The organism is Pseudomonas typographi, assembly GCF_014694385.1.
GTDB classification, from domain to species: domain Bacteria; phylum Pseudomonadota; class Gammaproteobacteria; order Pseudomonadales; family Pseudomonadaceae; genus Aquipseudomonas; species Aquipseudomonas typographi.
Map to the genome: position 1 here is coordinate 122,876 of NZ_JAAOCA010000005.1, position 22,415 is coordinate 145,290.

Here is a 22,415-nt window from a genome sequence, read left to right on the forward strand (position 1 = left end):
GCTGGCCGCGTAAGCACGGCCGCGCAGGCAGGTTCAGGAGCCAGGCTTGAAGGTCGACAGGTCGGCGGCCACCAGGTGCTTACCTTTATCCGTCACTGCAACGAAGACGAACCAATTCTGGTCGGGCGGGCCATGGTGGCGCTCGGCGCTGAATTGGTAGGTGGCGCCGGCACGGCCCTGCAAACCCTGATAGTTGCCGTTGCGAACCAACGCGTCGCGGATCGCCACACGGGCATCGGCCAATTCGTCCTGGGCCAAGGCTTTTTGTACGTCAGGTTCGGCGAGCGCCTTAAGCACCATCTTCGCCGCGTCGTAGCCGAGCACCGGGTACATGGTCGGCTGCGCCTCACCGAAGCGGGCCCCATAGCTGTCGAAGAACTGCTTCACGTCGGCACGTTGCATGTCGACCGTGTTGGGTATCAGCACGCCATCGCTGGCATCACCGGCCAGATCACGCAGGGTACTGAGCAGCGCGCTGCGGGCGACCACCCGCGGCACGCTCATCCCTTGCTGCTGCAACGTGCGTAACACCCGAGCGCCGTCGGCAGCGTAGGGAAACACGATGACCACGTCCGGATTGGCACTGCGCAACCGGCCAATTTGCGGCGACAGGTCGGTGGCGTTGATATCGTAGGTTTGCTGGATCACCACGGTTATGCCACTGGCCTTCAACGCGGCCTCAGCGGCGTGGGCGCTGTCGGTACCGAACGGCAACGAGTTGTTGATCAGCGCGACCCGTTTGAACCCCTGCTTGGCCACCAACTCGGCGATGGCGGCGGCATCCTGGGAATTACGTGGGCCTACGCGAAAATGAAACGGTGCCGGCATATCCGTGAGGTTGTCAGTGCCGGCCGAGAGCATCAGGTAGGGGATCTCATACTCTGATGCAATGGGGATCATGGCTGCGGCAGGTGCGGCAGGGTTACCGCCAATGATCGCCAGCGCCCCGTCATCTTCAGCGCAACGGCTGGCAAAGGTCGCAGTCAGCTCAGGGTCGGTTTTCCCGTCGTAAGCCACCACCTCGACCTTTTGCCCATTGATACCGCCGGCATCGTTTACTTCGGAAACAGCGATCTGAAACCCGTTGAAGCTTTGGATGCCGGTGTCGGCGGCGACCCCGCTACGGTCGTCGACATAGCATAGCTTCAGGGGTTGCCCGGCCCATGTCGCACTGCCCATGGAAGCCAGGACACAGAGCAAAATAGCGCGCCAGGTAGTAGATGGAGTGCGGACCACAAAAGGGTCCCGGTGTAGGGCGTTGTTCATTGTGACTCCATTTATTGTTATTGGATGTTTCACAACAGAATGTGGCGTGCCAAAGGATCATTGGCTGAACCTTTGAAAAGGATGCGACAGGTGCATAGGGTTGTCAACCACCAGAACGTTACCCAAGCGGCCCGACCACACCAGCAACCAGCTATACCGCTGGAGTGCCCGGAGGGCGAACCTCTCGCGGGCCGTGGCCGGGCGCCTCGTTCCCAGTGATGGTAGGCAACGCTGTACAACCGCCAGCCTGTATCTACTCATCAGCCCAAACCGACAAGTAAATGTTTTTTAGCTATAATACAATGGATCAACCAATGAAAAACCTCAAAGGTTATCGTCTTTCTGAACGAGGAAGTAACACTTGAACAACGATTCGTCACGCACGCTACCGGTTTACCTACCTGTTCAGACCAAGCGCGCCTTTGAAGAAGTCGCTGAACAGATTCGAGAACAGCTATCGCTGGGCTTGTTGAAACCTGGCGACCGCCTACCACCGGAACGGGAACTGGCCGAACGCTTCGGGCTGTCGCGCAATACCGTGCGTGAAGCCCTGCGGGCGCTGGAGATGTCCGGGTTGCTGGAGCTGCGCAAAGGGGCCACCGGCGGGGCGTTCATTCGCGAAGGCCAAAGCGATGCGGTTATCTCCGGCTTCAACGACCTCTATCGGCTGGGCTATATACGCCCGGATGATTTAGCTGAAGCCCGGCTGATCGTCGGCGTGGAAATCGCCCGGTTGGCCTGCCACCGGGCCACCGAGGAAGAGTTGTCGGCACTGGAGGCCAACCTCGATGCCAGCGATACCGCCGCGGCGAATGGGGATGATGCGCAACGGTTGCAAACGAACCTGAACTTCCATGCCCTACTGGCAAAAGCGGCACGAAACCCTGTGCTGATCATCCTCATCGATGCGCTCAACGACATCCACCAACGTTTGCTGCGGCTGATGGTACCGGCGGAAAACACCCGCATCGTCGAAGCGCGCCGCAGGATCGTGCGCTATTTACGCGAAAAGGACGAAGAAGGCGCGGTCAGGGAGTTGCGCGAACACTTGATTGGCTTGCGCAGGTATTACAAGGCACAAGAAGCGCAAAGCGCCGACCAGGCCATTGAAACGACCGATGCGGCGGCAGAAACCAATATGTGAAACGGCGCCCGGGCCGCCGGTCATACAGTTCAAGTGTGAGCGCCAGCTGCCCGATCGACAGTTAAATGATTGCCGGCTTCGTATAAGTAGTTCGCTGGCGCATAAAATTCCTGATTCAAAGGAAATGGCGTCCACTTAAAAATAGGCCACATCATTAATGCGGGCGTTAGAAAGGCTAATCAGCGAGCGCGCGCTCGTACGCTGGTCCCGGGGTGCTGGCTTTGCGGCTGTATGCGCGTATTGAGCGCATGGCTGAGATACCTTATGCCGGCATTTATTTCGAGACACTGCGTGTGATGCGGGTGAAGTGTGGATATGCCCAGCGAGCACAATGACGGCTAGTACACTCAAGGACGACGACCCTGCAAGATGGAAAACCGTTATTTATTTTTCGTTTTGTGTTTGGCCGCGCTGGCTGTGGCAGACCCATGCGCAGGCTATCAGCGGGCAAATCCAGGCACGTCTGGTTATTAGCGCCAGTTGCGAAGTCAGCAGTGGAAACTCGTAGTCCGGTGGCAACATCGACGGCTTCGGCATGGTCGGCTCCGGTGTACAGGGCCGGCTCTGGAATGAGCGGGCTCAAGCCGATCTGGCAGGTGTCAGTACCAACACACTCTCGGTGACCTGCAACCGTTCGGTGACCGGATTTATGGTCGCCATAGATCGCGGTGTGAACGGGGACGGCAGCAATCGCCGGCTGAGTAACGGCACTCGAATGGTTCCTTACAAACTCTATCTCGATGCCGCCCGACAAAACGACCACAGCATCGGGCAACGGGACAATTTGCTGTCAACCCTGGCGTGCACGTATCGATCCCCGTCTATGGCGCCTTGGAACCGAATCTCGGCATTACCGGAGGGCGTCTATCTACACACCCGGATGGTGATGTCGGATTGGTATTAATCAGGAGCAGGTCAACAGCCTGCAAAGGGAGTAATGATCCAGGAAGATGAGTATGAAAACGATGACTTCGTATGTAATAGCTTTGGTAATGAGCGATATCTATGGCAAAGCGCTGGGAGCCCCTGGCTTACCGGCCGGAACGTATACCGATACGGTGGCCATGGAACTCAGGCTCTGAATGACATGGGCATGCTTGCAGCGCCGCAGGTTAGGCAGTACCTCCGTAGCGCAGTAATGCTATTGCTGGCCGGCCTGACCGCGCCACTGCAAGCGGCGACCAATGCGCCGATTCAACTCAGTGCCACCGTGACTGCCGGTTGCCTGGTGGTGAGAGGAACCAACGATTTCGGTACGCTCAACTTCGGTAATTATTCGGCGCTGGCCATCGCGACCGTAACGGTGCAGCAAGTTGGTATCAGCCTGCAATGCACGCCCGGCGTGACGATGAACCTGACGGTGGTATCACGATCGCCAGCCCAGCCTTCGGCGTTTTACGATGGCACGACGGGTGTACGGCATCTACTCAAGGCCCGGCGGTCGTTCGGCCAGGAGTCCAATGATGGATGCACAGGACTTGGTGAGGCCTTGGCAAGACTGGCTGTTACTGATGCTGCTAAGTGGCTCAAGCCTGATCGCGATAACGCCTGGCTGCGGAGCAGCCGATGTACTGCCAGCTTCGCTGACCAACCTGGATAACGTGTTGCTGGGCGTACAGTTTTAATAGAAGAGATCTCAAGGCGCTGCCAGGCGTTCATCGGATGGCCGCCGGACCATTAGGGGAATATGAGCCATCTCAGTACGCCGCTTGATCCCGGCTTCGAACCGTTGTCCAGTGGGGTGGTGCCGTACAACGGTCGAGACAACCCGCTTCCCACCCTGCAAGCCATGTCGCATCAAGCTGCTCAAGAATCCGCGTGGAACGGCTCAGCTTCCGAAGGGCCGGCACGCGTTGAAAACCGATGGTGGCTGCACCGCGCAGTAACCCGGCTTTTTTTGCCAATTCGCCAGTACTAATTCCATTTTGTTATTTCAGATAATTTATTTATATCCAAGAGAATTAATCCACCTTTCCCGCTATCTCCCGGGCAACTGTTAACAGGCTAACAGTTGATCAACAGATACTCAGCCAAGCAACAGCAGTAGCGTCGAAAAAAACTCTTAAACGCCCTTTTCGGGCGCTTTGGGCGATTGGTACGGGGATTGCTCCGGTGGCCTTACCTGTCCACAGCAAGCTGAGCAATAGCCAAGGATTCAAACATGTCTCATGCGCTGCAAGTCGTCGCAGTCTCTGGTGGGGCTTTCAGTCCTTCGCGCACGCTGGTGCTGGCCGAGGCCATTCTCGCCGAACTGAACACCCGCATACCCCTCGAGAGCCATCTGATCGAGTTGGGTGATATCGCCCGCCCCTTGGGTGGCGCCCTGTCACGCCGGGAGTTGAGTGCCGACATCGAGACCCAATTGCAGATCATCGAGAACGCCGATCTGCTGATTGTTGCCACGCCGGTCTATCGCGGTTCCTACCCGGGCCGGCTCAAGCACCTGTTCGACCTGGTCGACATCAACGGGTTGATCGACACGCCAGTCCTGCTGGCGGCCACCGGCGGCAGCGAGCGCCATGCGTTGGTGCTCGATCATCAACTCAGGCCATTGTTCAGTTTCTTCCAGGCGCTGACGCTGCCTGTTGGGGTGTATGCCAGCGAAACCGACTTCGCCAATTACCAAATAACCAGTGAGCCCTTGAAGGCTCGTATCCGCCTTGCCGCAGAACGCGCCGCGCCGCTGTTCAGTGTGCCTTCCAAGCCTCTGCGGAAAACCGCTTAAGGATTTTGTCATGGATGTGTTCTGGTTTCTTCCCACCCATGGCGACGGCCACTACCTGGGTACCACCCAAGGCGCACGCCCGGTTAGCCTTAACTATCTGAAACAGATCGCCCAGGCCGCCGACAGCCTCGGCTACTACGGCGTGCTGATTCCCACCGGGCGTTCCTGCGAAGACAGCTGGGTGGTCGCCTCGGCCCTGGCGCCGCTGACCGAACACTTGCGGTATCTGGTAGCAATCCGTCCCGGGATTATCTCGCCGACCGTCTCGGCACGGATGGCCGCAACCCTCGATCGCCTGTCCGGCGGGCGGCTGCTGATCAACGTGGTCACCGGCGGCGACCCGGACGAGAACCGTGGCGACGGCATTCACCTGAGCCACAGCGAGCGCTACGAGGTCACTGACGAGTTCCTGCGTATCTGGCGCCGCGTGTTACAGGGCGAAACGGTGAACTTCCAGGGCAAACACTTCAAGGTGGAGAACGCCAAGGCGCTCTACCCTCCCGTACAGGCCCCCTACCCGCCACTGTACTTCGGTGGCTCTTCTGATGCCGCCCATGACCTCGCCGCCGAGCAGTTGGATGTCTATCTGACCTGGGGTGAACCCCCCGCTGCGGTCGCCGAGAAGATTGCCGATGTACTCGCCCGCGCCGCCAAGCATGGCCGCACCGTGAAGTTCGGCATCCGCCTGCATGTGATTGTGCGCGAAACGGCCGATGAAGCCTGGCAGGCCGCCGACCGATTGATCGCCCATATTTCCGACGACACTATCACGGCCGCGCAACAATCCTTCGCCCGCTTCGATTCCGAAGGGCAACGGCGCATGGCCGCACTGCACGGTGGACGGCGCGACCAATTGGAAATCGCCCCTAACCTCTGGGCCGGCGTCGGTCTGGTGCGCGGCGGTGCCGGCACCGCCCTGGTGGGTGACCCGCAACAGGTGGCCGAACGCATCATGGAATACGCCGACCTGGGTATCGACAGTTTCATCTTCTCCGGCTACCCCCACCTGGAGGAGGCCTACCGCTTCGCCGAGCGGGTCTTCCCGCTGTTGCCGGAGCCCTACGCCAGCCTGGCTGGACAAGGCATGACCAATCTCACCGGACCATTCGGCGAAATGATCGCCAACGATGTGCTGCCACAAGCGCAGAAGGGCACGAGCGACTTATCCATCATCTGCCCCGCAGCCACTTTAGGACAATCGAGGAAACTCGTGTGAGCTCACACCCTCCCCAACCCACCGTACTCAACCCACTGCAGACCGCGCGCAAGCTGGCCGCCGAGTTCGCCGAAACCACCAGCGAACGCGACGAGCGTGGGGGCACGCCAAAAGCCGAGCGTGATGCTATCCGCCAGAGCGGCTTGCTCGCCCTGAGCATACCTACCCAGTTCGGCGGAATAGGTGCCAACTGGAGCGAAACCCTGAACATCGTGCGCGAATTCGCCAAGGTTGACAGCTCCATCGCCCATGTCTTCGGCTTCCATCACCTGATGCTCGCCACCGTGCGTCTGTTCGCCCGCCCGGAACAGTGGCAGCCCTGGTTCGAACAAACCGCGCGCAATAACTGGTTCTGGGGCAATGCACTGAACCCGCTGGATACTCGCACGGTGGTCAGAAAATTCAGCGGCTGGCGCGAGTTCTCCGGTAAAAAAAGCTTCTGCTCCGGCGCCAGCGACTCGGAAATGCTGATCGCCTCGGCAGTCGACGAAGGTGCCGGCGGCAAACTGCTGATTGCCGCCATTCCCAGCGGGCGTACGGGTATAACCCTGCATGGCGACTGGAATAACATGGGCCAGCGCCAGACCGACAGCGGCAGCGCCACCTTCGAACGCGTACGGGTCGAAGAGTCGGAACTGCTACTCGACCCCGGCCCGCTGAGCAATCCGTTCGCGTGCCTGCGCCCACTGATTGCACAACTGCACTTCACCTATATTTTCCTCGGCATCGCCGAAGGCGCGCTGGAAGAAGCTCGCCAATACACCCTCAAGGAAGGCAGGCCGTGGTTCAAGTCCAAGGCTCAGCACATTAGCGAAGACCCATACATCCTGCGGCACTACGGCGAATTCTGGATCGGTCTGGAAAGTGTGCGAGTGCTGACCGAACGGGCCTGCGCACAACTCGACAAGGCTTGGAACAGGGGACCTAATCTCGGCAGTGAAGAGCGCGCTCAATTGGCGCTATCCATTGCCACAGCCAAGGTGGCAGCAACTCGTACCGGTCTGGATCTATGCAGCCGCTTGTTCGAGGTTACCGGCGCACGGGCCACCCATGCCTCGCTGCGCTTCGATCGCTACTGGCGCAACCTGCGCACCCAGACCCTGCATGACCCGGTGGACTACAAGATCCAGGAACTGGGTGAATGGGCTCTGAACCAGAAGCGCCCCACTCCGTCCTTCTACTCATAAGGGATGTCCATGCAACTGTTGACGCTTCCTCCGTCCCCCACACTGGCTACCTCGATCCGGGCGACCGCACAGGTCTTCGAAGACCCCAAATCGCAGGCCCTTCTCGCTCACTTGAAACAGGTCGCTCCGAGCGAGGCCAGCGTCCTGATCTTTGGCGAAACCGGTACGGGTAAGGAACTGGTGGCGCGACACATCCATAACCTCAGCGGGCGGCGCAATGGGCCGTTCATCGCGGTTAACTGCGGTGCATTCACCGAGTCATTGGTGGAGGCCGAGCTGTTCGGCCACGAGAAAGGCGCCTTCACCGGCGCCCTGGCGGCCAAGGCCGGCTGGTTCGAGGAGGCCAACGGTGGCACGCTGTTCCTCGACGAGATCGGCGACCTGCCCATGGCCATCCAGGTCAAACTGCTGCGCGTGTTGCAGGAGCGTGAGGTGGTGCGCCTGGGCTCACGCAAGAGCATCCCGATCAATGTGCGCGTGCTGGCCGCAACCAACGTGCAACTGGAAAAGGCGATCAATGCCCGGCATTTTCGCGAGGATTTGTACTACCGGCTAAATGTGGTCAGCCTGCAGCTCCATCCGCTGCGCGAACGCCCCGGAGATATCCTGCCGCTGACCCGCCATTTCATCAACAGCTACAGCGACCGCCTCGGCTATGGTGAGGTACGCTTGACCAGCGAGGCCGAACACAAGCTGGCCAGCTACGATTGGCCAGGTAATATCCGCGAGCTGGAAAACGTCATCCATCACACGCTGCTGATCTGTCATGAGAGCCTGATCCGCCAGGAAGACCTGCGCTTGTCCAACCTGCGCATCGAACGGTCGGAAAGCACCCCGGCCCTCGACGAGTCCGCCGATGCCTTGTTGCAACGCGCTTTCCAGAGACTCTTCGAAGAGGAAACCGGCGCCTTGCATGAAAAGGTCGAGGAAGCGCTGCTACGCAGTGCGTACCGCTTCTGCCACCACAACCAAGTGCATACCGCCAGCCTGCTCGGCCTTAGCCGCAACGTCACCCGCACCCTGCTGATCAAGATCGGCGAGTTAGTGGTGAACAAGCGCCGGCCGGGGAAAAGCCTAAAGGGAGATCGAGTGATCAACCTGTCGATTTAAATGCATAGCCGGTTTGAAGCCTTACGAACTCGGTTCTGGTATGAAAGTTGCCGAGCCAGGTCAAACGACGCAAAGATCGCTGAGGACAGTACCTGGGCCTAAAGGCTACAGTCACACCGTGGCGGTTCCCGGTTCGCCGGCGGGTGCACCGAATACCCCCTGATATTGTGCTGCCGGGTTGCGCTCGTTGACCCGATCACGGCCGAGGATCTTGCCCCCGGTAGGAGCCCTCCGTGTACTCCGTCTTGGCCAAACCGCGCTTGCGCAGCTCCTCCGCGATCTGCGCCTGAATATCGACCACCGGCTGGATCCACATTTCCCATGCAAGGTCGGCCACGCCGGGTTCGCCGCGTCCGATCTCAGCCCGAGCACCGCAAATCTTCGGCGGATCGGCGTACGCACGTCTGTCTCTGTCCACGATTACCGCATCATGCGGAAAACACTCGCTTCTCTTTGCGACGGATTTGCGTCATCTGGGAAGCACCGGCTTATCCAGTCAGACTAATTGTGAGGACAATGCCTGAGTGTCGATTGCTCCCCAGCTGTGTAAAAAAAAACACTGATACAACAGTTTGTTTAAACGCCAAATCATCCTCTTGCCGGAAGTTATCTGTAACCCATTGTTTAATAAGCACCTTTTGTTTTGGCACAAAATCTGCCTTCTACGTGAGCGGAGATTAGGTATCAGAATAGATCGTCCGCTTCTTCAAAACATTTTTAGCAGTTTTTTAATGCATATGGGGGGTGGGGAGTGAGTCGATACAACACGCATACCGGTCGGACTATTTATAATTTTAAAGAGCGCCCATTACGCTGCGCCGTAAGCGCCGGTATTTTATTACTCGCCTGCGGGAATGTGGCGCAGGCTGAATCCACGGAAACAGACAGCGACCAACGTCTGGACACTGTAGTGGTTGAAGGCCAGAAAGAGGGCGCTGAGCAAGCCGCCAGAAATGCGCTAAAGGAGGTGCCGGGAGGTACCAGCCTGGTCAGCTTGGATGACGTGGGGAAAGGTAGGGTTTCCACCAGCGAGGATATCTTCGCCTACCAGCCTGGGGTCTATGCACAGTCCGTAGGTGGGTCGGATCTCATGAAAATCAATATTCGTGGTTCTTCGGTTAACCGAGGTGCCGACGGTTTTCGGGATGGAGTCTTATACTTATTTGATGGCCTGCCCGTAACCGGGCCCGGCGGCACGCCCTATGAGTTGTTTGAACCCTTGGGCCTAAATTATACCGAAATTTTTAGAGGTGCAAACAGCTTTGACTTAGGTTCGGTGGCATTAGGTGGGGCGGTAAATTATGTAACTCATACCGGCCATGATTCCGCGCCATTTCAGGTTCGCTATGAAGCCGGTAGTTATGGCTACCGGAAGCGGCAGGTGAGCTCTGGGCAAACCATAGGTGCGTTTGACTATTACGTAAGTCTTACAGACTCCGATCGAAGCGGATATGCAGATAGAACCGACTCAAACACTAAGGGAGTGGCAGCAAATTTTGGATACGTCTTCAACTCGCAACTGGAAACCCGCTTCTATGTGCGCTATCGCGAACTCGAGCAAAGTCTTCCTGGAAGAATAACCATATACAATGCAACGCATCATTCGAGAAACCCACAAGGTAGCTACGGAAATGATGGAGTCCGGAAACACCCCGGTTCGACCTGGGTTGCGAACAAAACCACCTGGCATATCGATGAAAATCAAACCTTGGAGGTCGGTTTTACTTATCATGACTATCCTCTTGATGCCACGTATAGAACTGTACGGGGCAAGTCCCACTATACCGACATTAGCGGGCAGATAAATTATAAGCGTGAAGATACTATCTATGGGCGAGATAGCGTCACTAAAGTGGGTTGGAGATCGATAAAGACCAACCCTGACACCAACGGAGACAACACTTATGCTGCCGCTAGTGGGCGGCCCGTTGGATCCGAATATGCAACAATGAAATTTGGAGGTGCGGATCACACCTTGTTTGCCAGCAATGAGCTAGAGTTAGTGCCTAAGCTTTGGTTAATAACTGGCTTATCGGCGCTTTATGCACAGCGCGATGTTGATCTTTACTATCCCGTGAGAACGCAAAACAAGTTAAATACAGACGAATTGGATTTTTCTCCCCGCATCGGTCTGCGTTACGAGCTAAGCCCCAGCGTGCAACTTTATGGAAACATAAGCCGCTCGGTACAGCCGCCAAATACCTGGGCTCTGGTAAGTACTTCTTATAACACGATATTGAACCTGAAAAATCAGAAAGCAGTGACCCTTGAGGTGGGTGGCCGCGGCGATAGCTGGATCGGTCAATGGGACGTTTCAGTGTACCGTTCGCAAATCAAGGACGAGTTATTGGCAGTGGCCAATACCACGGAGTTAGGGACATTTACTGATCTGTCAAACGGTAGCGACACTATCCATCAAGGTTTGGAAGCAGGGTTAACCAGTGAACTCTGGAAAGGCAGCAACGGTCGCCTATCGGTTCGCCAAGCATATACGTTCAACGATTTTAAGTATAAAAATGACCCGGTGTTTGGTTCCAATCGCTTGCCTGGTATCCCTAAGAGCTTCTACCAAGGTGAAATTCGTTACGACCACCCAAGTGGACTATATGCCAGTTTGAATACGCAAATATCCTCAAAAATCGAAGTAGACTATGCCAACTCCCTTAGCACGGACGGTTACCAACTATTTGGAGCCACATTAGGCTATTCTTCACCGAAAAAAGACTGGGAAGCATATTTGGATTTTCGCAACCTAACGAACAAACATTACGTGGCTATTATCAACCCGGGTTACGACGATGCAGGAGCTGATGTGGGAAGAGTGGCTGCGCCGGGAGAAGGCTTCGCCGTATATACGGGAATTTCCTACAGCTTTCGCTAAGCAAATATAACCATAGACAAAAGGACCGGGGCATCCCATTCCGGGGTGTCTCTAGGTTTGTGAAGGTCGAAAACTTATGCTGACTATTGATCTCTCGCTATTGACCAATTCCGCAGAGAGCGTTGAGCTCATTGAGTACTTTAATCCAACCTTTACGCGCATTGCCGAGGGGGCGATACAGCGTGAACAAAACCGTGAATTGGCTTTTGCGGAAGTGGGTTGGTTACGGGAGGTAGGGTTTGGAGCATTGCGCGTACCGCGTAAATATGGTGGTTTTGGGGTAACTCTCCCTCAGCTTTTTGAGCTATTGACCTTACTGGCTGAGGCAGACTCGAACCTGGCGCAAATTTTTCGTCCACACTTCGGTTTCGTCGAGGAGCTGCTAAATGTTCCTAACCCAACCCTGTGCGAACATTGGTTCAGCAAGGTCGTGGCTGGCGATCTGATTGGCGCGGCCATGTCAGAACCCGCCAGTGCTAACCCCTCCCAGAAAACCGCATTTCTCACTTCAGAAAAAGATCATTGGCTGCTGAATGGAGAAAAGTTCTACAGCACGGGCAGCCTATATAGTGACTGGATATCTGTCACCGTCCTTAGTCCAGACGGAGGGGAGATAATTGCTGCTTTGGTTTCCGCCACCGATCCAAACGTAGTACGAGTAGACGACTGGGACGGTTTCGGCCAGAGGCTAACTGCTAGCGGAACCACTCGCTTCGAGAACGTGCATATCAAGCCTCAGCAAATCTATAACCGGTATCTAGTCACTGACTTCCCCCCTAAAGAGTCGTACCTGATCAGTTTTTATCAAACAGTGCACCTTGCTACGCTTAGTGGTATCGGCCGAGCCGTCTTACGAGATGGGCTAGCGTTTGTGCAGCAGCGAAATCGTACCTACGGGACGCCCGGCATATCGAGGCCGCGGCTCGATCCACTTGTACAGCGAGTAGTCGGTAGACTCGCGAGTCTTTCCTTTGGTGCTCAGAGCCTGGTCACTATAATCGTTGGTACCCTGGAACATACTTACCAGGCCCGCATAGCCGGTAATGCAGACGAAGCGTTGTATAGCGCTACCGACGTACAAGTGTTCAAGGCGCAGCAGATTATTATAGGCCAAGTGTTAGAGGCAACGACCCTGGTCTTCGAAGTGGGTGGATCGTCTGCGGTGAGCGGTAGCCGCCAACTTGATCGGCATTGGCGCAATGCTCGTACAGTGGCAGCACACAATCCAGCAATTCTGCGTGAAAGGGCGTTGGGTGATTTTTACTTGAATGGGGTGCGCCCACGAGAGTCCTATGCCAAAAAGAGCGACGAAACTACCCGAGACAAACAACCGTGAACACCGGCACAGTATGAAATTGGACAATCGGGATAGTCTATCGAGTTCGCCGAAATCTAGATGGGGATGTGCTAATGAGGAAACGTTATTTTTCTGGTCAGATGATTTTCCTTCTGGCAACGATAATCGCGTTAACTGGGTGTGACGGGAAAGAGTCTGAGCAGACTTCCGACCATACCAACTCCGGCCCAGTTTTTGGGGGGGCCCTGACCTATGCTACGGATCGAGAGCCCCTCTGTTTGGATCCGCATACTCTCGGGGATATACCCCAGGTATTGATTTCTCAACAGTTTCTTGACTCCCTGGTATCTATGGATAACGAAGGGCACATCCGACCTTGGCTGGCGAAGAGCTGGGACATTTCCCCCGATGGGCTAGTCTATGTTTTCCACCTTCGTGGTGATGTGTATTTCACGGACGGAACACGATTTGACGCCGCTGCACTCAAAGCTAATCTTGACCATATGGTTGATCCAAAAACCCAATCTTCAACCGCCAGCAACTATCTACGGCAGTATCAGAGTACCGAGATAGTCGATAAGTACACTGCCGCCGTTCACCTTTCCCGCCCCTATACGGCTTTTCTAGAGGTGCTAGCGCAGGGGTTTCTAGGCATCGAATCTCCTACGGCAATCAAACGCACACGCGAGGAAAACTGCGCTGCCCCGGTGGGCTCGGGACCATTCAAGGTCGTGCGTTGGGACCGGCAAAGCCAAGTTGTACTAGAGCGCAACCAGAACTACGCCTGGGCGCCACCGACTGCCCTGCATCAAGGGCCAGCATACCTGGATCGAATTATCTGGAAGTTCATCCCGGATCCAGTAGTACGTTTTGCTTCGCTGCAATCCGGTGAGGTCGACGTCATCGATTCTTTGCCGCCTGAGGCACATGGTCCTGCTCGACAAAATCCAGACATAACCTTGCTTTTGCGCGACCGACCAGGTAACCCTACCCATGGGGCCTTTAATACGACCCGTGAACCCTTTAATGATCTGCGTGTACGAGAGGCCTTTATACGCTCCGCTAATGTGGACGGTGCGTTGAAGAGTGTATTTTTCGGCGAATTTACCCGCGCAAGTGGCTCCCTTAATCCTGCCACACCTTTTTATAGTGCCGACTTTGAAGGCACACAAAACTATGATCCAACGCGCGCCAATCAATTGCTAGATGAGGCCGGTTGGGACAAGCGGAATGGTGATGGATATCGGATTAAAGGTAGCCAAAAATTAGTAGTAAAAATTCCTCTGGGGACATTTCTATCCAATGCTGACCGGGCGCTCTGGGAGCAGATACAAGCATCGACCAAGCAGGTTGGATTTGCTGTGGACTTGGAGCCTATGAGTACAGCCGAAATGATCAAATGCTGCTATTCAGGTTGGGACTATGACGTGAGGATCGGTTATTGGAATACGAATACTGCAGATGTACTTCGATACTTGTTTAGCTCGTCGTTTTTGAAGGTTGCCAGTATTTTCCGCCCTAACAGCACCGGTTTTAATCAACCAGAATTCGACAAAATTGTCTCGCAAGCATTGGAAGCACAAGATGAAGTTGCCCGTCGGGGCCTTTACTACAAAGCACAGGCGATCATCGCGCAAAATTATCTGCAACTCTCCCTTTACCCACAAAGTACACGTCTCGCCATCTATAAAACAGCGCGAGATGTACGCATCGAGTCTTCGCTGTCGATCAGCTACCTCTACGATGCCTGGATAAAAAAATGAACTTAATTATTACCATGGGGATCAGGAAATTATGGCGTGTAACCTGTTCAGTTGCCCCCCGGGCCTTAGGCGCTTTTTTGGTATTGTGGATGATAGCGACGCTAACTTTTTTTGCCCTACGGCAGATGCCTGGAGACCCGGCATTGGCAATTTTTGGCGGGATTGGTAACCCAACTACGGAGTCGCTCGCTATGATCACCCAGGAGCTTGGGTTGGATAAACCGCTAATTGTGCAATATGCTGTTTACTTGGGGAAGCTCCTCCACGGGGATCTTGGTGTCTCTTACTCACAACACTTGCCAGTTACCAAGGTCCTCGCAGATCAATCGGGTGCTACGTTGCAGTTGATGGTTTGCGCAATACTGCTTGCTTGGTCGTTAGTGCTCACCTGGACAGTTTTGACGGCGGGGCGCCGCTCTTGGATCAGCACGCTGGGTTCGTTTGTCGAGACCATGGCAGCTGCGCTACCCCAGTTCTGGTTGGCTATAATACTGGTTTCGGTTTTTGCTTTTGGCATGCATCTCTTTCCACCAACGGGTAGCAATGGAATACGTACGCTTATTCTACCCTCCCTGGCATTGGCAATACCCTTGGCAGGTTTCATTGGCCAGGTAACTCGGGAATCTCTGGAAGTTGTACTAGAGGAACCTTTTGTGCTATCTGCCAGGGCGCGGGGGCTTAGCGATTTGGCAGTTCGCTATCGGCACGCGCTCCGTCATTCGGTTTTACCGGGTATTTCATTATCGGCTTGGGCTATAGGTTCGTTGGTCAGCGGTGCTGTCGTCGCAGAGCTGATTTTCTCTAGAGAAGGTCTGGGCCGCCAGCTGTTCCAAGCGGTCCAAAAGCAAGATATGCCACTCACCGTTGGTATCACGTTGGTAGTCTCGGTAGGTTATATAGCCGCCAATTTCCTGAGTGATGTGGTTTACCGCCTAGTTGATCCAAGAATCAGCAGAGGTGCGCCGTGAGCTTTGTTGCCACCCGTAGCCGGTTTGCCTATCGTCCCGGAGCGCGGTCCATACATTGGGGGGCGCTGCTGGCAGGGAGCTTCCTTGCATTTTTGCTGATTTCAGCATCTTTCCCCCATCTTTTAGCTTCCTTGGATCCGCTAGAAACCATGCCAGAACGTGCGTTTCTATCTCCTGGTTGGGGGCATTGGTTTGGTACCGATCAGTCCGGCCGCGATGTCTTTTCCAGAATCGTCCATGGCAGTCGTCAGTCTCTTTCTATCGGTTTATTTGCAATTACGTTGTCGATGTCTGTTGCCATTCCTCTGGGGCTGTTGTGCGGCTTAATCGGCGGTTGGCTTGACCGCGCCGTCGGTTGGCTATTAGAGATACTCTTCGCCTTTCCTACGCTGGTCTTAGCATTACTTTTCGTTTCCATCTTCGGCAGCGGCATTACCCCCCTCATCGTGGCGACTGGATTAAGCATTTCCCCTGGTTACACCCTACTGATCCGTGGCCAGGTGCTGGTAGTACGCAATGCAGGGTATATCGAGGCTGCCCGCGCCTTGGGTCATTCCCCTTGGCGAATCATCCGCCGCCAGGTCCTGCCAAACGCCATACGCCCGATAGCAGTGATCATAACCATGGGGGTCGGCCAGGCGATAGTCTGGGCATCTGCACTGAGTTTTCTCGGCCTTGGCGCGAAACCACCAGCGTCAGAATGGGGAACAATGCTCTCCTTGGGGCGCGACTTCATTGCTAATGCATGGTGGCTGACCTTCTTCCCCGGTCTATTTATCGTACTGACTACGCTATCTACAACGATAGTTGGACGTTACTTGCAATATCGACTAGAGAAGCGTTTATCATGACCTGTCAACGGCCACTTTTGCTCACGGACGAGGTGGGGTTAGCGTTCGCTGTCGTCTTGCGTAAGATGGACAATCACCTTGTGGAGCTGTGAGCATGAATAAAATCAGGAAAAAACTACATTTCAATGCCTTTGTCATGAACACGGTGTCGCACATCCACCACGGGCAATGGCGTCGCCCGGACGCTAAACAGAGTGAGTTCAATGATGTGAATCTATGGATAGAACTGGCAAAACTCCTTGAAGCGGCAAAATTTGATGCTATATTTTTTGCCGACGTCACTGGACTGTATGGGGACGCAGATTCAGAGTTTGATATCTATGCCAAGGAAGGGCTTCAGATTCCTAGCAACGATCCAATCGTACTGTTGAGTGCATTGGCTGCTCATACCAAAGATATTGGCCTTGCGCTTACGTCCAACATCCTGCAAAGCCACCCTTTCCATTTTGCTCGACAGCTGTCAACGCTCGATCACATATCGAATGGGCGTGTAGGCTGGAACATAGTCACTGGTGTGCAAGATAACGGTTCTCGTAATTTCGGGCTTGGACAGCTTACTGATCATACTGAACGCTATGAGTGGGCTGAGGAATATGTGAACGTAACCTATAAACTATGGGAGGGATCATGGGACGAAGGAGCGGTGCTCAAGGACCGTATAAATGGAATTTATTCTGATCCGTCCAACATTCACAAAATACATCATCGCGGCAACCGCTATAGTGTAGAGGGCCCCCACTTATCGTCGCCTTCCCCGCAACGGACTCCTGTGCTTTTTCAAGCAGGATCATCCGAGTCGGGGCGTAAGTTTGCGGCGAAAAACGCGGAGGCAGTATTTATTGCGGCTCCTAGTCCCGAAGTTGCAGCAACGCAAATCGCAGAAACGCGCCGGTTGGCAAGGGACTTAGGGCGAAATCCTGAAGATCTCAAATTTTTCCAGGGGCTTAGCTTTATTATAGGTGACACCTCCGAAGAGGCCGTCGCCAAGTCCAAGGAATATGATCGTTACGTTAGTGTCGACGGGTACCTGGCACACACTGCAATTGTTGACAAGAACGGCCGTGTGTATGACCGGAATACGCCGATCAAAGACATTGAAACAAATACCGTACGAGGGGCTCTTGAATTGGTTTCTAAATACATCACAGACCGAGAGCCAACCATAGCAGATCTTGTTTATCTTAGAACTCACAACCCTCACACATGCATAGTCGGTACGGCCGAACAAATTGCCGATAAAATTGAAGAGTGGCAAGAAGCGGGCATCGATGGAATCAATGTGGTGAACTGGGTGATCCCTGGTTCTTTTGAAGAGTTTGCAGACGAGATATTACCAGTTCTTAGAACACGCGGGCTTGCGCAGTCAGAGTATGTTTCAGGATCGTTTAGGGAAAAGATTTTTGGTAGTGCATTTCTGAATGAACGGCACCCGGCGGCACGCTACAGAGGAGCGTTCAGGGGGCATGATAAGTTGCGCGGTTAAATTATAATAGGCTGCCTTTCGCGCTAGCAAGGCATTTAGCTCCATTGGGACTCTGGGAAAATTTACCCAGTGCGCCGGATACCGCGCGCGCCAGCATCGGAGTGATGCTTACATATTTCTGCTTTCTAAATTAGAGAAGTCTTTTATGCGCAGCGCTATTCACACAACTTTCGGCGAGCCCGCCGATGTCCTAAAACTGAACGACCGTCAAATGCCCGTACCCGGTGCTGGCGAAGTTCGCATCAAAACATTGCTTTCACCGATCCACAATCACGACTTGTGGACGATCCGGGGCCGTTACGGCTACACACCACAACTTCCCGCAATTGGCGGCAGTGAGGCTGTCGGCATCATCGATGCACTCGGTGAAGGTGTTGAAGGCTTGGCCACTGGCCAGCGTGTAGCAGTCGCTTCGGTGCAGGGTACTTGGGCGGAATACTTCCTCGCTCCAGCACACCTCCTTGTACCTGTGCCGAAGGCCATCTGCGACGAAACCGCAGCGCAGCTCATCGCCATGCCGCTGAGCGCACTGCTGCTGTTGGAGTTCCTCCACGCTAAGCCTGGTCAGTGGATCGTGCAGAATACAGCCAACGGTGCAGTCGGCAAAACCCTGGCGATACTGGCGGCTGCGCGCGGGGTCAATGTGCTGAACTTGGTGCGCCGCGATGCGGCGGTGGACGAGCTGGCTGCCTCGGGCATTGGCCATGCAATTTCCACAGCGGAGTCGGAATGGCAGGAGCGTGCCCGAGTCACGCTTGGCCCAGGGCTAGCACATGCGGCCATCGACTCCATCGGAGGCGTCGCCAGCGCTGAGCTCTTAGGGTTGCTAGGTCAAGACGGGACGCTCGTCTCCTTTAGTATGATGGCCGGAGAGCCGGTGCAGATCGACACCGGCGCACTCATCTTCAAACAAGCCACTGTCAAAGGCTTCTGGGCCAGCGCGGTCAGCCGGGCCCTGTCGGCGAGTGACAAGCGCCGTTTGATCGCTGAGCTATTGCACCGCACGCTAGCGGGCGAGTTGACACTCCCGACGGAGGCCATCTATGACCTGGCTAATGCCGCCAAAGCCGCGGCGGCCAGCTTGCAGCCCGGCCGCAAGGGCAAGATATTGCTGGGGCCGTGAATAGGGTAAGAGAACACTGAGCGAGGTTACCGAGCACACCTCGCGGCCAATTGCAGCGTGTCTATTTGCCCCGCCAGCGTGCTGGACTTTTTCCATTCAATAGCATTGCAGCCCAAGTTGCGTGCAGCAGAACATTTGGGGAGTGTCGTCGATCAGAAGTAGCTGCTGGCCGCAATGCAGACAATTAGTTGACCTTTTCATAAAAAAACGGGGCTTGGCTTTCGACAAGGCAGCACTGCTGAATAAAAAATACCGCCGAAATACCGATCCGGGCCAAGCGACTCCAGCAAAAGCCTTACATGAAGGTGGTCCCGATTGGTCGCAAGATACGCGTTGACGCTGATATTGGTCGAAATTAGCCAGCAATATCAGGTCCGGGCATCGTTCTTAAGCCAATACTGCAGTAACATTTTTGCAGAAAGGCCCGGTGCGTCGCCCGGCGGCACGGATTTCAGCGTATCCGCCAAGCTTAATTTACCGGTTACTATGTCTTACCAATGCGGCTCGAAGAGCACTGCGTGAAGATTTGTGAACGGGCCCCTGAAAGAAAGGACACCGTTCCCTCTTAAGATAATGGATAGGCAAGCCGGTATTATGTCTATGACTAACAGCAACGGGTAGCGAGCTGCTGGGCAAGCGCTTAGCAAGCAGCGACAGCATGGGGCCGTGCCTGGCTATGTTCGTTAAGTTGTCCGATGCTGGTCGATTCATTGGCCTGCTGGTCGCCGTCGCAGCAATCCTCTCGACCTTGATCACCTTGGGCGCCAACATCGACACGGTCTCTGAGGCGCTGCATGATTTGCCTCATGATAATCGGCGTGACAAACACCGGCACCACTGGCTATAGCGTTGTAGACAATGGTTCCGGACACCACGAGGTTGGCTACTGTTGATAGCGGTCGTGCTCATCGCTTGTTCTCCACATAAGGAGACTAAGGATGAACCAGCCATAAGCGACGGCCGCTGACGGCCTATTGCTACCTCGTCATTGGTGGCAACCTGTCATTGTCCTGCAACAACTGTTGCCTCACGAACACTTGTTGCACAGATTGTCGTTTTCGATACTTCTCACGAGCCGATTGATCAAGTAACCAAGCGTAAATAATCTGGCATGCTTTGTGCTCTAACTTTATTGTCGACTCTAAGCATAAGGACCTATGCGAGAACTGGCGCCGTACTTGCGCCCCCTAGGCATGCGATACCGTTCGTTTTTGCTGAACAAGCTGTTTGTCTGTATCGCCGCGATCTGCAGCTGTTTGATCAGCTATGGTCCGAGCGCGTCGGCCGTAACAAAGCGTTCGGCTAGGCACACGCGGTGCGCAGGTGAGTGTTAGCAGCCAGCAATGCAGGCTACATCGAGCAGGCAAAAGCCTTGGGGCGGATCTCGCCCAGGCCGCTCCGGTTTAACACCATGCCAATACGAATTCTTGCCCTGAACATGGGTGCCAATCTGGTCAGCGTCTGGATGCTTGCCCTGAGCTTTTGGCCGTGGAGCATATGCTGGACGCTGGAGCGGGGAACGATGCTGTCTATGGAACGTGATTATGCTGCCAACGCTTGGTGGCCGAAGCTTTGCCCCTGGGTTAGCTGCCGTGCTCGCCTACTTTCAACCGCGGTCGATAGCCGTTATCTGGAACGATGCCTGGAGGGCTGTCTCACATGAGAGCTAAACACTTGATCGTCAAGGACCTCTCCATCGAATTCGCCGGCCAGCCTGTGGTGCGCAATTTGTCGTTCACCCTCGCGCCCGGTAAGACTGTGGCGTTGGTAGGTGAGTCCGGTTCTGGAAAGAGTGTAACTGCCCGCAGTTTGATTGGTCTTCCGGGCATAGGAGCGCGAGTAACCGCAAGCACCCTTACTTATGATGGGCTGGATTTACTGAGCTTGTCCGAACGTGGTTGGCGCGCCCTGCGCGGCAAAGGCATTGGTTTCGTTTTGCAGGACGCACTGGTGTCGCTTGATCCGGTGCGCCCAGTCGGCAAAGAAATCCTCGAGGCGCTAAAAGTCCACGGCTGGGGCGATCGACGCAGCCGGGCAGAACGAGTCATTGAGTTGCTGGAAAAGGTCGGCGTGCCCGAACCGCAGTTGCGTGCCCGACAACGTCCCGATCAACTATCCGGTGGCCTTCGCCAACGCGCTCTGATTGCCTGTGCGCTAGCGTTGAGTCCCGGCCTGGTCATCGCCGACGAACCGACCACTGCGCTGGATGCCACGGTGCAGGCGCAGATTCTTGAAGTGCTGCAAGAAATCAAAGCACGCGGAGACTCACTGTTGATCATCAGCCATGACCTGGCGGTGGTGGCGCAGTTGGCCGACGAAGTGTTGGTTTTGCGTCACGGCGAGGTTGTCGAGCAGGGTCCAATGGATCAGGTGCTGCGCAATCCACATCACGCCTATACCCGCGCGCTGCTGGATGCCGTACCCGCCGAACATGCACGCGGCACACGCCTGTCGCCAGAGCCCAGTACTCTTGCCGCGCATGCACAGCCACGGCCAGGCATCAACTCGCCTGTGCTGCTAAAAGCATCGCAACTGGGCAAACGCTATATCGGCCCCGATAAGCAGTCGCGTCAAGTGGTCGATGACGTCAGTTTTGAGCTGCGGGCTGGACGTACGCTGGGAATCGTTGGTGAATCTGGCTCGGGCAAGACCACCGTGGCGCGCATTGTGCTCGGTCTTCTGGAGCCGGACGCAGGTCAGGTGAAGTTTCTTGATCAGCCTTGGACGGGGGTCGGCAATAGCCGTGTTGCCGAGAGAGAGCGCCGTTTATACCGTCGCAATATCAGCGTCATCTATCAGGACCCCTTAAGCTCATTCGATCCGCGCTGGAGTGTAGGGCAGATTCTCGCGGACGCGCTGGATGTCGCTGGCATCGCCGCAGACCAACAGTCCGCGCGGATTGCTCAATTACTGGATCAGGTACGCCTGCCAACAGCCCTGGCGCTAACGCGGCCATTGCAGTTGTCTGGCGGGCAGCGTCAGCGCGTGACCATCGCCCGCGCGATTGCGAGCAATCCGAAGGTCATTATCTGTGACGAGCCGGTTTCGGCGCTGGACATTTCGGTGCAGGCCCAGGTGCTGGATCTGCTAGCCGATCTGCAAGCGTCGCTGGGGTTGGCGTACCTTTTTATCTCTCACGACCTGGGTGTTATCCGCCACGTCAGCGACGAAGTATTGGTGATGCATCACGGCAAAGTCATTGAAAGAGCCGATGTCGAGAGCCTGTTCCAGAATCCGCAACATGAATACACCCGTCGCCTGTTGGGCGCGGTGCCGCGTCTGCCTGGGAGCGGGAGCAAACTGGTCGTGCCGCCGCTGGAACCGGAAAGCGCTGTGTAGCTATTCGATAGATCCTGACTATGGAAAATCGCCCTTTAAGTTCGAGTACCGGCAAGGAACCG

18 protein-coding genes are annotated in these 22,415 nt (G+C 55.4%); 16 read left to right on the forward strand and 2 right to left on the reverse strand.

From position 1 onward, the window contains the following. Positions 1-33: 33 nt before the first annotated feature. Entirely contained in the window at positions 34-1,266 is a 1,233-nt protein-coding gene (locus tag HAQ05_RS05215) for an ABC transporter substrate-binding protein (RefSeq protein ID WP_202988041.1), read from the reverse strand. A 361-nt stretch (positions 1,267-1,627) separates the two neighbouring features. Here HAQ05_RS05215 and HAQ05_RS05220 point away from each other — a divergent pair, with 361 nt between their 5' ends. The 7 genes from HAQ05_RS05220 (at position 1,628) to HAQ05_RS05250 (ending at position 8,648) form a co-directional block, all read left to right on the forward strand. Then, entirely contained in the window at positions 1,628-2,410 is a 783-nt protein-coding gene (locus HAQ05_RS05220) for a FadR/GntR family transcriptional regulator (RefSeq protein WP_190418124.1), read from the forward strand. A gap of 535 nt (positions 2,411-2,945) precedes the next feature. Further along, positions 2,946-3,314 carry a spore coat protein U domain-containing protein gene (locus HAQ05_RS29375; RefSeq protein ID WP_190418126.1) on the forward strand — a complete coding sequence of 123 codons (369 nt, stop codon included), beginning with the start codon at positions 2,946-2,948 and terminating at the stop codon, positions 3,312-3,314. Between the two features lie 234 nt (positions 3,315-3,548). Continuing rightward, the gene (locus HAQ05_RS05230) at positions 3,549-4,010 is read left to right on the forward strand and encodes a spore coat protein U domain-containing protein (RefSeq protein ID WP_190418128.1); all 462 of its coding nucleotides are present in this window, start codon (positions 3,549-3,551) and stop codon (positions 4,008-4,010) included. 561 nt (positions 4,011-4,571) lie between these two features. Next, on the forward strand, positions 4,572-5,135 hold the full coding sequence (gene msuE / locus HAQ05_RS05235; protein WP_190418130.1) for an FMN reductase: 564 nt from the start codon (positions 4,572-4,574) through the stop codon (positions 5,133-5,135). Between the two features lie 10 nt (positions 5,136-5,145). Next, positions 5,146-6,351, forward strand: a complete 1,206-nt coding sequence (ssuD, locus tag HAQ05_RS05240) for an FMNH2-dependent alkanesulfonate monooxygenase (RefSeq protein ID WP_238936463.1) — start codon at positions 5,146-5,148, stop codon at positions 6,349-6,351. Continuing rightward, positions 6,348-7,538, forward strand: coding sequence for an acyl-CoA dehydrogenase family protein (locus tag HAQ05_RS05245; RefSeq protein WP_190418132.1), 1,191 nt, complete (start codon positions 6,348-6,350; stop codon positions 7,536-7,538). Before ssuD ends, HAQ05_RS05245 begins: the two co-directional genes overlap by 4 nt. Positions 7,539-7,547: 9 nt before the next feature. Beyond that, positions 7,548-8,648 carry a sigma-54 interaction domain-containing protein gene (locus HAQ05_RS05250; RefSeq protein ID WP_190418134.1) on the forward strand — a complete coding sequence of 367 codons (1,101 nt, stop codon included), beginning with the start codon at positions 7,548-7,550 and terminating at the stop codon, positions 8,646-8,648. A gap of 196 nt (positions 8,649-8,844) precedes the next feature. Here HAQ05_RS05250 and HAQ05_RS05255 read toward each other — a convergent pair whose 3' ends face one another. Further along, complete coding sequence (locus tag HAQ05_RS05255; RefSeq protein ID WP_190418136.1) at positions 8,845-8,985, reverse strand: hypothetical protein; 141 nt, start codon at positions 8,983-8,985, stop codon at positions 8,845-8,847. A gap of 414 nt (positions 8,986-9,399) precedes the next feature. Between HAQ05_RS05255 and HAQ05_RS05260 the strand changes: the two genes are divergently transcribed. From HAQ05_RS05260 to HAQ05_RS05300, 9 genes are all read left to right on the forward strand, one after another. Continuing rightward, a complete protein-coding gene (locus HAQ05_RS05260; protein ID WP_338050125.1) occupies positions 9,400-11,529 on the forward strand; it encodes a TonB-dependent receptor family protein in 2,130 nt (709 codons plus the stop codon). A 76-nt stretch (positions 11,530-11,605) separates the two neighbouring features. Then, a complete protein-coding gene (locus HAQ05_RS05265) occupies positions 11,606-12,865 on the forward strand; it encodes an acyl-CoA dehydrogenase family protein (RefSeq protein WP_190418138.1) in 1,260 nt (419 codons plus the stop codon). 74 nt (positions 12,866-12,939) lie between these two features. After that, a complete protein-coding gene (locus HAQ05_RS05270) occupies positions 12,940-14,589 on the forward strand; it encodes an ABC transporter substrate-binding protein (RefSeq protein ID WP_238936464.1) in 1,650 nt (549 codons plus the stop codon). Then, positions 14,586-15,557 carry an ABC transporter permease gene (locus tag HAQ05_RS05275; protein ID WP_190418140.1) on the forward strand — a complete coding sequence of 324 codons (972 nt, stop codon included), beginning with the start codon at positions 14,586-14,588 and terminating at the stop codon, positions 15,555-15,557. Before HAQ05_RS05270 ends, HAQ05_RS05275 begins: the two co-directional genes overlap by 4 nt. Before the next feature lie 50 nt (positions 15,558-15,607). Then, positions 15,608-16,408 (forward strand): ABC transporter permease, encoded by an 801-nt coding sequence (locus HAQ05_RS05280; protein WP_420825745.1) that lies wholly within the window; start codon positions 15,608-15,610, stop codon positions 16,406-16,408. A 94-nt stretch (positions 16,409-16,502) separates the two neighbouring features. Further along, on the forward strand, positions 16,503-17,891 hold the full coding sequence (locus HAQ05_RS05285) for an LLM class flavin-dependent oxidoreductase (protein ID WP_190418142.1): 1,389 nt from the start codon (positions 16,503-16,505) through the stop codon (positions 17,889-17,891). Between the two features lie 145 nt (positions 17,892-18,036). Then, positions 18,037-19,014, forward strand: coding sequence for a zinc-binding dehydrogenase (locus HAQ05_RS05290; protein ID WP_190418144.1), 978 nt, complete (start codon positions 18,037-18,039; stop codon positions 19,012-19,014). 676 nt (positions 19,015-19,690) lie between these two features. Further along, entirely contained in the window at positions 19,691-19,861 is a 171-nt protein-coding gene (locus HAQ05_RS05295; RefSeq protein WP_190418146.1) for a hypothetical protein, read from the forward strand. An 812-nt stretch (positions 19,862-20,673) separates the two neighbouring features. After that, positions 20,674-22,353: a dipeptide ABC transporter ATP-binding protein gene (locus HAQ05_RS05300; RefSeq protein WP_190418148.1), complete on the forward strand. Its 1,680-nt coding sequence runs from the start codon at positions 20,674-20,676 to the stop codon at positions 22,351-22,353. Positions 22,354-22,415 lie beyond the last annotated feature (62 nt).

What these genes read in the sequence shown, in the direction of transcription:
- HAQ05_RS05215 (WP_202988041.1), bottom strand. Translation starts at nt 1,266, where the DNA reads ATGAACAACGCCCTACACCGGGACCCTTTTGTGGTCCGCACTCCATCT.
- HAQ05_RS29375 (WP_190418126.1), top strand. Translation starts at nt 2,946, where the DNA reads ATGGTCGGCTCCGGTGTACAGGGCCGGCTCTGGAATGAGCGGGCTCAA.
- HAQ05_RS05230 (WP_190418128.1), top strand. Translation starts at nt 3,549, where the DNA reads ATGCTATTGCTGGCCGGCCTGACCGCGCCACTGCAAGCGGCGACCAAT.
- msuE (WP_190418130.1), top strand. Translation starts at nt 4,572, where the DNA reads ATGTCTCATGCGCTGCAAGTCGTCGCAGTCTCTGGTGGGGCTTTCAGT.
- ssuD (WP_238936463.1), top strand. Translation starts at nt 5,146, where the DNA reads ATGGATGTGTTCTGGTTTCTTCCCACCCATGGCGACGGCCACTACCTG.
- HAQ05_RS05250 (WP_190418134.1), top strand. Translation starts at nt 7,548, where the DNA reads ATGCAACTGTTGACGCTTCCTCCGTCCCCCACACTGGCTACCTCGATC.
- HAQ05_RS05265 (WP_190418138.1), top strand. Translation starts at nt 11,606, where the DNA reads ATGCTGACTATTGATCTCTCGCTATTGACCAATTCCGCAGAGAGCGTT.
- HAQ05_RS05270 (WP_238936464.1), top strand. Translation starts at nt 12,940, where the DNA reads ATGAGGAAACGTTATTTTTCTGGTCAGATGATTTTCCTTCTGGCAACG.
- HAQ05_RS05275 (WP_190418140.1), top strand. Translation starts at nt 14,586, where the DNA reads ATGAACTTAATTATTACCATGGGGATCAGGAAATTATGGCGTGTAACC.
- HAQ05_RS05285 (WP_190418142.1), top strand. Translation starts at nt 16,503, where the DNA reads ATGAATAAAATCAGGAAAAAACTACATTTCAATGCCTTTGTCATGAAC.
- HAQ05_RS05290 (WP_190418144.1), top strand. Translation starts at nt 18,037, where the DNA reads ATGCGCAGCGCTATTCACACAACTTTCGGCGAGCCCGCCGATGTCCTA.
- HAQ05_RS05295 (WP_190418146.1), top strand. Translation starts at nt 19,691, where the DNA reads ATGTTCGTTAAGTTGTCCGATGCTGGTCGATTCATTGGCCTGCTGGTC.
- HAQ05_RS05300 (WP_190418148.1), top strand. Translation starts at nt 20,674, where the DNA reads ATGAGAGCTAAACACTTGATCGTCAAGGACCTCTCCATCGAATTCGCC.